The 13,170-nt window shown below is 36.9% G+C and carries 16 protein-coding genes and 1 pseudogene; 7 read left to right on the forward strand and 10 right to left on the reverse strand.

Annotation, left to right across the window (positions count from 1 at the left end):
- Positions 1–36: 36 nt before the first annotated feature.
- The gene (gene ppdD, locus GYY69_RS07570) at positions 37–468 is read right to left on the reverse strand and encodes a prepilin peptidase-dependent pilin (protein ID WP_065638689.1); all 432 of its coding nucleotides are present in this window, start codon (positions 466–468) and stop codon (positions 37–39) included.
- Positions 469–669: 201 nt separating this feature from the next.
- On the opposite strand from ppdD, the pseudogene ampD reads away from it, so the two are divergent.
- Positions 670–1,215: pseudogene (gene ampD, locus GYY69_RS13105) on the forward strand (1,6-anhydro-N-acetylmuramyl-L-alanine amidase AmpD); the annotation flags it as partial.
- Complete coding sequence (locus GYY69_RS13110) at positions 1,198–1,521, forward strand: YqcC family protein (RefSeq protein ID WP_446718892.1); 324 nt, start codon at positions 1,198–1,200, stop codon at positions 1,519–1,521. The pseudogene ampD and the gene GYY69_RS13110, both read left to right, overlap by 18 nt.
- A 64-nt stretch (positions 1,522–1,585) precedes the next feature.
- Here the strand turns inward: GYY69_RS13110 and mltG are convergent, their stop codons facing one another.
- The 3 genes from mltG to GYY69_RS07590 form a co-directional block, all read right to left on the reverse strand.
- On the reverse strand, positions 1,586–2,608 hold the full coding sequence (gene mltG / locus GYY69_RS07580; protein WP_174797126.1) for an endolytic transglycosylase MltG: 1,023 nt from the start codon (positions 2,606–2,608) through the stop codon (positions 1,586–1,588).
- A 7-nt stretch (positions 2,609–2,615) separates the two neighbouring features.
- Positions 2,616–3,701 (reverse strand): alanine racemase, encoded by a 1,086-nt coding sequence (gene alr, locus GYY69_RS07585; RefSeq protein ID WP_174797127.1) that lies wholly within the window; start codon positions 3,699–3,701, stop codon positions 2,616–2,618.
- A gap of 209 nt (positions 3,702–3,910) precedes the next feature.
- The gene (locus tag GYY69_RS07590; protein ID WP_174797128.1) at positions 3,911–4,240 is read right to left on the reverse strand and encodes a nitrous oxide-stimulated promoter family protein; all 330 of its coding nucleotides are present in this window, start codon (positions 4,238–4,240) and stop codon (positions 3,911–3,913) included.
- A 71-nt stretch (positions 4,241–4,311) separates the two neighbouring features.
- Between GYY69_RS07590 and GYY69_RS07595 the strand changes: the two genes are divergently transcribed.
- Complete coding sequence (locus GYY69_RS07595; protein ID WP_174797129.1) at positions 4,312–5,142, forward strand: shikimate 5-dehydrogenase; 831 nt, start codon at positions 4,312–4,314, stop codon at positions 5,140–5,142.
- 53 nt (positions 5,143–5,195) lie between these two features.
- Here the strand turns inward: GYY69_RS07595 and ycaO are convergent, their stop codons facing one another.
- Positions 5,196–6,959: a 30S ribosomal protein S12 methylthiotransferase accessory factor YcaO gene (gene ycaO, locus GYY69_RS07600; protein WP_174797130.1), complete on the reverse strand. Its 1,764-nt coding sequence runs from the start codon at positions 6,957–6,959 to the stop codon at positions 5,196–5,198.
- Between the two features lie 127 nt (positions 6,960–7,086).
- Between ycaO and GYY69_RS07605 the strand changes: the two genes are divergently transcribed.
- Positions 7,087–7,443 carry a DUF4282 domain-containing protein gene (locus GYY69_RS07605; RefSeq protein ID WP_194240620.1) on the forward strand — a complete coding sequence of 119 codons (357 nt, stop codon included), beginning with the start codon at positions 7,087–7,089 and terminating at the stop codon, positions 7,441–7,443.
- A gap of 98 nt (positions 7,444–7,541) precedes the next feature.
- Here GYY69_RS07605 and tsaD read toward each other — a convergent pair whose 3' ends face one another.
- Genes tsaD through coaE form a run of 4 tightly spaced genes read right to left on the reverse strand, consistent with a single transcriptional unit; the run spans position 7,542 to position 10,170 of the window.
- Positions 7,542–8,567 (reverse strand): tRNA (adenosine(37)-N6)-threonylcarbamoyltransferase complex transferase subunit TsaD, encoded by a 1,026-nt coding sequence (gene tsaD / locus GYY69_RS07610; protein WP_174797131.1) that lies wholly within the window; start codon positions 8,565–8,567, stop codon positions 7,542–7,544.
- Positions 8,567–8,785, reverse strand: coding sequence for a DNA gyrase inhibitor YacG (gene yacG / locus GYY69_RS07615; RefSeq protein ID WP_065638697.1), 219 nt, complete (start codon positions 8,783–8,785; stop codon positions 8,567–8,569). Before yacG ends, tsaD begins: the two co-directional genes overlap by 1 nt.
- A gap of 37 nt (positions 8,786–8,822) precedes the next feature.
- A complete protein-coding gene (gene zapD, locus GYY69_RS07620; RefSeq protein WP_174797132.1) occupies positions 8,823–9,560 on the reverse strand; it encodes a cell division protein ZapD in 738 nt (245 codons plus the stop codon).
- 4 nt (positions 9,561–9,564) lie between these two features.
- The gene (gene coaE, locus GYY69_RS07625; RefSeq protein ID WP_174797133.1) at positions 9,565–10,170 is read right to left on the reverse strand and encodes a dephospho-CoA kinase; all 606 of its coding nucleotides are present in this window, start codon (positions 10,168–10,170) and stop codon (positions 9,565–9,567) included.
- A 249-nt stretch (positions 10,171–10,419) separates the two neighbouring features.
- Here coaE and lexA point away from each other — a divergent pair, with 249 nt between their 5' ends.
- Complete coding sequence (gene lexA, locus GYY69_RS07630) at positions 10,420–11,046, forward strand: transcriptional repressor LexA (protein ID WP_174797134.1); 627 nt, start codon at positions 10,420–10,422, stop codon at positions 11,044–11,046.
- 93 nt (positions 11,047–11,139) lie between these two features.
- Positions 11,140–11,520, forward strand: coding sequence for a hypothetical protein (locus tag GYY69_RS07635; RefSeq protein WP_174797135.1), 381 nt, complete (start codon positions 11,140–11,142; stop codon positions 11,518–11,520).
- Between the two features lie 501 nt (positions 11,521–12,021).
- Here the strand turns inward: GYY69_RS07635 and GYY69_RS07640 are convergent.
- Positions 12,022–12,804 carry a hypothetical protein gene (locus GYY69_RS07640; protein WP_174797136.1) on the reverse strand — a complete coding sequence of 261 codons (783 nt, stop codon included), beginning with the start codon at positions 12,802–12,804 and terminating at the stop codon, positions 12,022–12,024.
- A gap of 100 nt (positions 12,805–12,904) precedes the next feature.
- On the opposite strand from GYY69_RS07640, the gene GYY69_RS07645 reads away from it, so the two are divergent.
- Positions 12,905–13,099, forward strand: a complete 195-nt coding sequence (locus GYY69_RS07645) for a hypothetical protein (protein ID WP_174797137.1) — start codon at positions 12,905–12,907, stop codon at positions 13,097–13,099.
- Positions 13,100–13,170 lie beyond the last annotated feature (71 nt).

Below are 13,170 nucleotides of genomic sequence, written 5' to 3' on the forward strand. Positions count from 1 at the left end.
ACGCTTCCTTATTCATTAACGATTAAATGATGAAGTCTAAAATTTGAAAATATCTTCACAAGCACTGGTTAAACTGGCATCGACTGGCGATGTGGTGCAAACGCGATTCCAATCTAAATTACCATGCGTGGCATTAATTGTTGGTGTCAGTGTGGTGGTTAACCCTGCTAAAGCACTGGTTCCAACTAAGGTAATCACGCCGTTATTGACCGTAATTGATGTGACATAGTTAGATGTTCGGCTTGCTGGTACTCCATTATTACCATTGCTACAATTGGCTAAACTACCTTGCTCAACAGCACAAATTTCGACAGCCGTTTTATACGTTGTCATGGTTTGCAGCATATCAGTCAGTGCAGCTTTTTTAACATATCCTTGATATGCAGGCACACCAATAGCCGTTAAGATAGCAATCACAATAATGGCAATCATAAGTTCAAATAACGTAAAGCCCGATTGATTAGACATAAATACCTCGATAGTTTCTGTCAATGATTTAACACAAGAGCTTTATAGCAAAACAAAAAAATGGAATAATAGCGAAGTGGTAAATTTGGAAATAAAAATCCATTACGCAATTCATTATTACGTTGTATGCTCAATTTTCGCGAAGCAGATCGCAAAACAAACAAATCCATACATCGGTTTATTAGATAAGTTGGAGTCAATATGTCCCTAAGAATTGTTAACGGTTGGTTACAAGGTATAAAACAAGTCGTTTCACCTTTTTATAATGAACGGCCAGCCAATAAACCGATTTCGTTACTTGTTATCCATAATATAAGCTTACCGCCCAATCAATATGGGGGACCTTATGTTGAACAATTATTTACAGGTCAACTCAATCCTAACAAGCATCCGTACTTTGCTTCAATTTATCAACTTGAAGTCTCAAGCCATCTGTTTATTCGACGTGATGGCGAAATCATTCAATTTGTACCATTTGATAAACGCGCTTGGCATGCGGGGAAATCCGTATTTGCAGGACAAGATAATTGTAACGATTTTTCAATTGGTATTGAAATGGAAGGATGCGATAGTGACAACTTTACCGAACAACAATATCAGCAATTAGCGAATGTGACGTTATTATTACAACAAACTTATGCGATCCAAAACATCACTGGCCACAGCGATATTGCCCCAGATCGTAAAACAGATCCTGGCCCCTGTTTTGATTGGCAATATTATCGAAGTTTGTTAGCGCAAAAATCACAAGAACAAAAGCTACTCAATCAAATTGAGCAAATTATTGCAGAGTTACAAAAAATCAATTTATGGCAAATCACACCGCCAAAACCTGATGCTTTTTTAAGTCAACAACCTTTTGCGCTTGATACCATGCAAGCACATGAATGGTTGCAATGGATTTTTATTCCTCGAATGCAAGCACTCATTGATGCCAAAGGTAAGCGCCCCAAATTTGCTCTGCATCCTTATTTTGAGGAAGCGCTAAAAGAGCAAGAGCAAGATGTTAATCATCTACTACATCTTATTAAGCAACTTGATGAATTAGCATAATTTAATCACAAAAAATTACCGCATAACTATGCGGTAATTGTTGATTTTAATTTATTTTTTAAACCTAATTTCCATTGCTGGTTATTCGTCGATACTCACTTACTGCTTGCTGATGGTTGCCATAAGTGCTCGAGAATGTGTGTCCACCCGTGCCATTCGCGACAAAAAACAGATAATTGGTTTTAGCTGGGTGTGCTGCCGCCTCTAATGAAGCAAGGCTAGGCATTGCAATTGGTGTTGGCGGTAATCCATCAATAACATAGGTATTATAGGGATTTTCAGTATCGGTTAAATCAACGCGTCTAATCGTGCCTTTATAGTTATCACCTAAACCATAAATAATTGTTGGATCAGTTTGCAACTTCATTTTGGCATTTAAGCGATTAACAAATACCGAAGCTACATTAGCACGCTCAGAACTAACTCCAGTTTCTTTTTCAATGATTGATGCAATAATTAGTAATTCATAAGGTGATTGATAAGGGAGATTACTATCGCGATTATCCCAAATTTTTTGTAGATTACTTTTCATCGTCATATGTGCACGCTTTAAGATATTAATATCTAAAGTGTCTGCGGTATAAAGGTAAGTATCTGGCGATAACCACCCTTCAATCGATCCTTCAATACCTAATAACTTAGCAATTTCTTCGTCTGTTTTGCCTAATAAAGTTTGCTGAATATAGGGTGTATTTTCAATCACCTTCAACCAATCTTTAGCACGCTTACCTTCAACAAATTGAATTGAAAAATTGCTCTCTTTACCGGACACCAACAATTGCAAAAATTCTTCAACTGTCATATGCGGGTGTAATTGGTAAGTTCCTGCTTTGATGGATCTTAATGATGGATTTAACTTACACAAATAAGGAAGCAAATAAGCTCTTTGCATTAATTGACTTTCTTTAATTTGCGCAACTAACTGGTACATGGATGTCCCTTTTTTCAAAACAAACATCTGGTTTTCGGTGGTGACTTGCATTTGCTGTTTCGAAAACTGTTGTAAAAAATAATAACCAATACTGATCGAACCACCCACAATTAATATCAGGGTAAGTAAAGTGTATAAAAATATTTTTTTAATCATAATTTATTTATCTACTATAGTGGATTTTTGCGCGTGAAGTTAAGCGCGTGATTAATTCATAAGCACTAATACCCGTGTGCTTAGCGATTTCTTCAACGGGGAGTTCGGGTCCCCAAAATATGACTTCGTCACCGGGTTTTTCAAGGCTGTTTATACCCAAATCAACCACAATCATATCCATTGAAACTCGGCCAACAATGGGCACTTTACGGCCATTAATCAAAACGGGGGTATTTTGCGGAATGTTGCGTGGATAGCCGTCACCATAGCCCATCGCAACGACACCTAATTGAGTCTCTTGCAAACTACACCAAGTCTGACCATAACCAACCGATTCGCCTTGTTTATGCTTTCGAACTGCGATTAATTCGGATTTAAATGTCATGGCAGGCTGTAGCTCGGCAATTGGTGAAGCAAAAGGAGAAACGCCATATAAAGCAATGCCTTGACGCACAACATCACGCTGAGTATTTGGCCATGCCAATGTACCACCCGATGCGGCAATTGAACATTTGCCAATGAGTGACTTGTCATCAATTGACGCAATAAACTGATCAAACAATTCAAGTTGCTTTAGCGTTTGAGCAGAAGTAAGATCATCAGCCGAACTAAAATGACTCATAATATTGATGGGCTTTCGAACCGCAGAGCAACTGGCTAAGCGATAAAATTCATCTTTGGCTTCATCAAGACAAAAGCCGAGCCGATGCATACCGGTATCAAGTTTAAACCATGTAGTAATTTGATTTTCAAAGGGGAATGATAGCAATGCATCAATTTGCCATTTGCTGTGAATGGCGGGCTGAATATTAAAATCAATCAAATTATCTATATTATCATGCAGAAAAAATCCTTCCAAAGCTATAATTGGGGTATTAATACCCTTATTCCGTACCAATATTGCCTCGGATAGTCGCGACACACCAAAATAATCTACTTTATCACTTAACAACTGCGCAATTCCCTCGATACCATGCGAGTAAGCGTTGGCTTTAATAATTGCAACTAGCTGACTATCAGGGGCTATTTTTTTGAGGTATTCAAGATTATGAATAACTGCTTGACGATTGACTTCAACAACTGCGATAGACATTTCTTGGATCCAAACTTTTATCAAATGGCTATTGTAAATTTTGTTTTCAATAATAACAAATTTTTCTTAGTATACAAATCGGTTGAAATTCGATGCAATTTTAAGCATGAGTATTTTTAATTAAATAAATTGACTAAATTCTAATATCAACTTAATGATAATTGACCATACATTTTGTGTTTTACCACATAAAAATCGTGAACAATAAGTTATTTGTTCACCAAATTCTTATAAATATGCCTAAAGGCCATAATGGGGTGGTAAATCATCATTCTAGGACCAGCATAACGCATAACTTGTTTGATTTTTTGTTTATAATCTTTGCGATAACAATGTTTAGGACAACGCTCACACGTTGTTTTGGCTTCACCAAAACGACACATTGTTAAACGTTGCATAGCATATTGCAATAGATCATTACATTCATTACATAACTGGTGGCGTGAGGTATGATGCTTTTGATGACAATATAAAAAAATCATTGCGCTCACTGTCGATTTTTCTTGCTGAATTTTAGGACCGGTATTGTTTGCAACCATAATGACATACACATTAATGAAGAAAGTGGTAAAATAAAATCATCAAACTATGATTACAAGGATTTATTGTAATGGCAAGAATTATCAATAAAGATACGACTGTTTGCATGTCCCTTTCAGCCAGACCAAGCAATTTCGGTACTCGCTTTCATAATTATTTGTATGAAAAACTCGATCTTAATTACTTATATAAAGCCTTTACTACCAATAATTTAAAAGATGCAATTTATGGCATTAAAGCCTTAGCGATTCGAGGTTGCGCCATTTCAATGCCTTATAAAGAAGCTTGCATTGAGTTTATTGATGAATTAGACGATTCGGTAAAATCTATTCAATCAGTCAATACTATTGTTAACACCAATCATCATTTAAAAGCCTATAATACTGATTATATTGCAGTTGCTAAGCTCATTACAGAAAATAAAATCGATAATACAACGCCATTTGTGTTAAAAGGCAGTGGCGGTATGGCTAATGCGGTGATTGGTGCTTTTTATGATGCAGGATTTAAAAATGGCATGATTATCGCACGTAACCAAGCAAAAGGCGAAGCGTTAGCCAAACGCTACGGTTATAAATGGGTCAAAGATGAACAAGACATATTGCCAAAGCAAGCCAAACTAATTATTAATGTGACCCCAATTGGTATGCATGGAGGCATTGAAGCAAAAGAGCTCGCATTCCCCTCAACCATGATAGAAAATGCTGATATTGTGTTTGATGTGGTTGCATTACCCGTTGAAACACCAATGATAAAATATGCCCAAAAGCTAAACAAAACGATTATTTCAGGTGCCGATGTCGCGGTGATTCAGGCTCTTGAACAATTTGTGTTATATACTGGCGTAATCCCCAGTAAAGAATTGGTAAAACAAGCAGGTGAATTTGCAAGGCAAGGCTAAATATTATTATTCATTCCACCGAGTATATCGGTGGAATTTAAACAAATAGATTATCACATCACCTGATGTAATTTGTTATACACAGCTAATAATTTCTGATGCATAGCAAATTGTTCTAAATTATCATTAGTCGTTTTATCGGCCGTAGCAGAATCTGCCAAGCCAAAAAATGTTTTTTCGCCATTAGCATATTGCCACATATCGTCAACACAAGCTTGACCATACATTTTATTAAATGCTATTTGATAGTTGTTAAACTGTTTTTTGTCACGTTGCAAAATAAAATTAACCAACGTTTGCAAGCAACGATAAGCGTGATTACGTGCTGGGGTAAATATAGACTCATTCATTTCAACCGTCCAATCAATCCATTGTTGTGCTTGCACTAAGTCTTTACCTGCCAATGCCAACATTGCTTTTAATTCACCAACGCGCAATGTAAACCAAGCATTATCGTTACCGGTTGCAATGCCAAGCAGTTCACGAACGCGTGCATAATCATCAAGACCTTCGTCATCAAGTTGTTCAATAATGGCTAGGTATTGTTTAGCAGTGCGTTTTTGATAAGGTAACGACAAAATAAGATCACGCAGACCAATTGCCATATTGCTATTGGCAATTAAAAGATCTTCAGGGGGATAAATTTCAGACATGCCAACAGCCAAAATTCGGCAAGCATAAACACCAAGATGCTCATAGTCCATAATTAACACTTCAGTATTGTGGCGTGTAAAAATAGCCATTAAATTAGCAAATTCTTGCTCAGTCGTGCCCGAAAAATTCCAATCGACAAATTCATAATCAGCTTGCTCATTAAACAGATCCCATGAAATCAAACCGCTTGAATCAATAAAATGCGTTTCTAAATTGCTAAGATCAGCAATATCATCATTATCAAAACTTGGTGGTGAAAACACATCCAGATCTTTTAAACTGCGCCCTTGTAATAGCTCAGTCACAGTTCGTTCAAGTGCAACGCCAAAATTTGGATGTGCACCAAACGATGCATAACATGTTCCATTTTGCGGATTAAACAACACCACACAAATAACCGGAAACTCACCGCCTAATGAAGCATCAAAACAATAAAGTGGAAAGCCTTCGCTTTCAAGCGCATTAATGGCTGCCAAAACCGCTGGATAGCGATGAATAACCTCGGTTGGAATAATCGGTAAGCTAATAGCCTCGGCAATAATTTTATTTTTGGTATAACGTTCAAAAATTTCCGATAACCCTTGTACTCGCGCTTCATTACGGGTATTTCCTGCTGACATACCATTAGATGCATATAAATTAGCAATTAAATTAACAGGCACATAAACCGTTTGCTTGTCAGACTGTTGCTCAAACGGTAATGCACAAATGCCACGCTCGCCATTACTTGATTGTAGATCAATTAAATCAGTTGCCCTTAACTCATGATCGGGATCATAAAACTTAAGGAGTTTTTGAGATAATAACCCTTTAGGGAGGGAATTATCTTCAGGAATAGAAAACCATTTTTCGGACGGATAATGCACAAAATCAGCATTTGCAGCCTTTTTACCCAAATAAAAATCTGAAAAAAAGTAATTGGTTGATAATCGCTCAAAATACTCTCCCAAGGCCGATGCTAACGCTGCTTTTTTACTTGCACCTTTACCATTAGCAAAACACAGTGGGCACTTTGTATTTTGAATATGTACTGACCATACATTGGGCACAGGATTGAGCCAAGAAGCTTCTTTCACTTCTAAATCATATTTTGCTAATTGTTGCTGAAAATAGTTAATGGAATCTTCAAGGGCAGCATCTTTGCCTGGAATATAAGTTTTCATAAGTTAATCTCAAAATAATTTTATGTTATAATTGTTGCGCTTTACCGCTTTCAAGAATTTATCACTTTATACGCAAATATAAAAAAATAGAAGTAATAAAATTAATCCACCTAAATAAGGAAATAAAATGAACAAAAAAATAGATTTTAAAGATCTTACCATTAAAGATTTTTTCTTCTTTAATAAAATGTTAACACCTTCTTTTATCACTATCGTGTATTGGATCGCATTAGTTCTTATTGGCATTAGTGCGCTCACTATGATATTAGGTAGTTTTGCTGCGTTTGCTTATAGTTTCACTATGGGTTTAGTTGCTTTTTTTACTGGCATTATTACCTTGATTGTAGGCTTTATTTCAACTCGTATTGGTTTTGAATTGATTTGTGTACTATTTAATATTAATCACAATATTCAAAAATTAGCTAACGAAAACACGGATTCCGAAAAACAAGAAGAATCGTCTAGCTCCAATACTGTTAATTAATATCATTGATTGAACTATATAGGCAAAAAAAGCGGGAACTGATCCCCGCTTTTTTTGCTTTTGTTTTAATCAACATGTTTTTAAATCAAAATAATCGGTTAACCAGCATTAAGCTCGCTAAGTGGCCATCTTGGCCTAACATTAATTGCTAAATCTGAATACTGCCTCGCTTTTAAATGAATCATACCCGCATAGGCAATCATGGCCCCATTATCGGTACAAAATTCGAGTCGTGGATAATAAACTTGTCCTTTACGCTGACGCATCAGCTCAGTTAACCTATTACGCAGTGTTTGATTGGCGCTTACTCCACCAGCTATCACTAAATTTTTAAATCCAGTTTGATCAAGAGCTCGTCGCGATTTAATCACTAACGTATCAACCAAAGCATCTTCAAAAGCTCTAGCAATATCGGCTTGAGTCTGCGTATCAATCATATGATTATCACTATGTTGATGAATGATATTGGCAGCGGCTGTTTTAAGACCTGAAAAACTAAAATCCAGCCCAGATCGATCGGTCATTGGTCGAGGAAAATGGAACCGATTCCCATTACCGTGCTCAGCTAATTTCGACAATTTAGCCCCTCCGGGATAATCTAAACCAAGCAATTTTGCTGTTTTATCAAAAGCTTCTCCTGCTGCATCGTCAATGGATTCACCAATAAGTTCATATTGACCAATACCCATTACACTAATAAGCTGTGTATGTCCGCCCGAAACTAATAATGCCACAAAGGGAAATTCGGGAGGATTATCTTCAAGCATAGGAGCTAACAAATGCCCCTCCATATGATGGACTGCAACTGCGGGAACATCCCAAGCATAAGCCAGCGAACGCCCAATCGATGCACCAACCATTAAAGCACCAATTAAGCCTGGACCTGCTGTATAAGCCACACCATCAATATCTGCTGGCAGCAAATTTGCTTCTTTTAATGCTGCTTGAATTAAGGGTACGGTTTTACGAATATGATCGCGTGATGCAAGCTCAGGCACTACACCACCATAATCAGCATGTAACTTAATTTGCGAATAAAGCTGGTTTGCAAGCAAACCATTGGTATCATCATAAATGGCAATACCAGTTTCGTCGCACGAGGTTTCAATACCTAAAATCTTCATTAATGTTTACCTGCAAAATCGGTAAGATCTTCTTCACTCCAAAGATCTTGTTCGGTGATGTCTTTATCGGCAATGCGATGTTCTTCGGTTGCCCAATCACCTAAATCAATAAGCTGGCAACGTTTGCTGCAAAATGGACGATAAGGACTCTCTTTGCTCCATTCAACTTTTTTTTGACAAGTTGGACAATTAACAAATGTGACTGTATTTTTATTCATTTCAACTCTTTTTTTCAAAAATTAGCATTTCACGTCATTAGCAACAAGCTAACTCAAATTCAATGCCATCGTTATTAACGTTATCACTAGCATCAAGCGGTAAAAACCGAATACTATAGCGCGACATATAACCAGACACTTGGGGATAGACATTTTTATCTAACGAAACCCGAATACGAATCAAATTAACATCACCACTCGTTTCTTGAAAAAAGTTATTAGAACAAATAAATGGCTTAAACTCACCCATTTGTCTAATTAACTGCATATAACATGTTAGAGATTTATCAAGAATTGACAGGTGTTGTAACCAATTTTTAACTTGAATATTGCGTCTTTCTTGCGGGATTTTGAGCCATAAATGGAACGAAGGCAAATCAAAACTACAACACCCACCTGGGATCGTTAAACGTTGACGAATAGCAGTGATAAAACGGTCCTCTTTCAATGGCTGTCCTAAGCGTGTTGTCACATAAAATTGAGCTAAAAACTCATCAAACTGGTGGATCAAACTGTTAAGCAAATCATAGTCAACACCATTAAACGTTAACCATAAGGTTAACTTTTGTTTTTGTGATTCAAGCTCTTTCATCAGATCGCTTTTAACATCGTTACGTTCAATAATTTCTAACAACTCGGACAGTGCATGAAAAAAAATCAACGCATTATTCTGATCTAAATGGCAATGCGTATTTAATTGATTTAATAAAAATTCAATACGAAGCCAAGTGCGCATTTTTTCGTTTAATGGATGTTCAAAAATAATATTACTCATCTATCTAAATCTTACCATTAAAGTTATCTAAATATTGTTGATGCAATAAATTAACTTGTGCAGTTAGCGATACCAAATTGTCATCATTGACAATAATATCATCCGCATAAGATAAACGTTTTTTTAAAGACACTTGCGACAATATCATCTTTTTCGCTAATGATTCACTAATATTATCTCTTTTTACTAATCGCGCCAATTGTAGCGACTCTGGAGCATCGATGATCAGCACTCGATCGGCCAAAGTATGCAAATTGTTTTCAATCAATAACGGCACAACCCAAATCACATAGGTAGTGCTTTGCATAGCAATTTGTTTTTGAGTTTCTTGTTGAATAATAGGATGCAACAAATGATTAAGCCAAAGTCGTTCATGGTCATTATTAAATATAATTTCACGTAGCTGACTGCGATCAAGTTCACCATTAGCGAGCAAAATTTCTTGACTAAAATGCTTAACAATTTGATTAAACGCATCACTACCAACTTGCACAACTTGCCTTGCAATAAGGTCGGCATCAATAATTGGCACACCTAATTGAGCAAACAAATCGGCAATGGTGCTTTTACCGCTGGCAATCCCGCCACTGAGCGCAACAACATAAGGCATAAGGCAAATTCCAATCTAATAAAAAATTAGGTTATTATAGCATATAAGTATGTTGATTAAATAATGCAAAATACTGGCAGTAGTTTAGTTATTAGCATCAAGTGGGGGAAATTACTCACCTGATTAACCCATAATAACCACAATGCAAAAATTTACCGCCAAATCAAAAATAAATTAAATAAAATAGTTGTTTTATATCATTAGCTGTATATAATTACATATATCTGTATATAAAAACAGGAATAAGTAATGAGACCGTTAACCGAACGTCAACAACAAATTTATAATTTAATAAAAGACAACATCCAAACCACCGGCATGCCACCCACTCGAGCCGAAATTGCTCAAAAATTAGGATTTCGTTCCGCTAACGCAGCTGAAGAACATCTTAAAGCGCTTGCCAAAAAAGGCGCGATCGAAATGATCGCAGGCTCATCGCGCGGAATTCGCCTTTTACTTGAAAGCCCTGTTGAGCAAAATGAACTAGAGGGATTACCGCTTATTGGGCAAGTCGCAGCGGGTTCGCCAATATTAGCGCAAGAGCATATCGAAAGTCATTACCAAGTCGATCCATCGCTATTTAAACCCCATGCTGACTTTTTATTAAGAGTACACGGTATGTCAATGAAAGACATCGGCATATTAGATGGTGATTTATTGGCTGTACATAAAACCCAAGATGTTAAAAACGGTCAAGTTGTGGTGGCTCGCATTGATGACGAAGTTACCGTTAAACGACTGTCACGCAAAGGCAAGCATGTTCACCTAATTGCCGAAAACAAAGAGTTCTCACCTATCGAAGTTGATTTAGAACAACAAAATTTTGCCATTGAAGGACTCGCTGTTGGTGTTATTCGTAACAGTTCTTGGATATAAATTTATGGTGTAAATATACAGGATTGCAAGCATATAGATGTATAGGCAAAGTTAGTATAAAATAACAGTTAACTAACTGTGTGGGAGATGACTATGTGGCTATTTTGGTTATACGAATGTTTAGGGCTTATTGCAGTTATAGTGCTCATTTATGGATACTGCCGTTTTAGAGGGATAGGTTTTTGGTCCTTTATTTGGAAGTATTTAAAATGGGTCACTTTAGCCGTACTCATTGTTTGGTTAGCTATTGCATTGCTTTGCCGAGGGGATTTATACAATGCTTCTCACTGCTATTTTATAGGTAAAAGCATGCATGCAAACACCAAATATTCAATATTTTTAGGCGAATGCCAAGTTGAAACACCTAGTGGCAGTTATGTTTCTATTGAACTAGCTAGAGCGTTATCATGCCCAAGTCACTATGATAGCGATAACGACAGCGGCTCAACAAGCGAGTTCTATCCTGTTAATTAGCACATTAGCAAATCAATAGAACTACTAAAAATCCAGCAAATGTTACCGCAATTGCTGGATTTTTTATTTTGAGCGATTGAAAAATAATATATTGAATAGATAGAAGAATGTGTAAATCAGCAGATTAATTAATTAATTACTTTGCCCATTAACCATCCGAAAAAACAACGCTGTTTTAACTTTTTAAAACCAAAAATCAACGTAAAACTTACACGTTTATTGATCACACTAGCCAGACACAATGATTTGGTCAAGTTTGTTAACGTGTTTGGTTATGGGTTTTAAATTAAATCCTAACAATTGATTCATAACATAAAATGAATGATTATAGGCTTTTAAAAAATCTCTCTTAAAAATATAATCGGATTTTCACTTAATGCTAATTTCTACTCAATTTCTATTGTTACGCTTAATTAGTGATTTTTTATGATTTCGCTTGCTTCTTTAATTGCTTGTTCTTTATTTGTACCATAAGTTCGACCGCGACTTAAAGACTAAAAGCTAAGGTATGGTGCAAATAGCATTTCTATCGTCTTCGTAAAAAGTTTCGCTTTTTCTGGCTCCATGGATTCCACCAGTATCGATGAGCATAATGAACCTTCTGTTATCTAATTCATCGCTTACCCAGACGTCGGAGTAAAAGCCCGCACCGGTATAAAGCGGCGTGTAACCCCACTCCGTTAAAAATGCTCCTATATTAAACTTGTACCCATTAAGATCTGACGATGGCGTGGAGGTGACGATTCCTTGACAGTTATTGTGTATGACGTCTCTTGGAGAACACACCGAATTAGTCAAGTCCCTAGCCTGTGACAGGCGGTAACCTAAACGACTACACCAAGATATTTGCTCGGGTTGGCTTTTCCGTCCATCCCCTCGGGTCACAAACCACTTCTGCAACACAAATCCATATTTTACTACCTCATTACCCTTTCTATCTTTACCCACTAACTCAAAAGTCTGTGGTAACCTTGGTTTAGCAATTAAACTCGGATAAGAATTGTACCATTGTGTCCTTGCCTCTGGACCTGTTAGCGTAACGCGCATAAATATATGTGAATTGAAAAATTCTTCCTCATCTGGAGTCATATTCCCTAGTACCCAAGCCCAACTATCCCTTGCTGCTATCTTTTTCACTGTAGCGGTAATTCCTTCATGCATGACTGGCGACCATGTCAATTCATCTTCATCTATATCTCCATATATGATTAAATCAAAATACAATCCATCAGCCCCTGTAGTTGGAAAATTAAACGCATATGATGCGGGATTGATGTCTTTCACGATGAATCCATAGTCGTCGTGAAAGACATCAGCGAACCCATATCCAGTCAGCACTGGAGTAGCGAATTTGACGACGCCCCATTGTGTCCAAGGTAATATTATGGCATCACTGCGATTAACACTTCGACTATTTAATGCCAGCGAATGCCATGAAAACAACAATAATAATACCGCCAACGCCAACGGGATTTTTCGGGATAGTTTTGATAATAATTTTAGGGATAACTTCGAGGATATCAACGAAGCGAGAGTAAAAATTCGTCTGATGCGTCTATTTGATAAATTTAAAACATAGGTTTGCCAGTGCTGGTGTCTGGTGTCTGGTGTCTAAAATGATAATGCATTACGGTTTACCTGTCAAGTAAC

Source organism: Gilliamella sp. ESL0250 (assembly GCF_013345045.1).
Classification (GTDB): Bacteria; Pseudomonadota; Gammaproteobacteria; order Enterobacterales; family Orbaceae; genus Gilliamella; species Gilliamella apicola_H.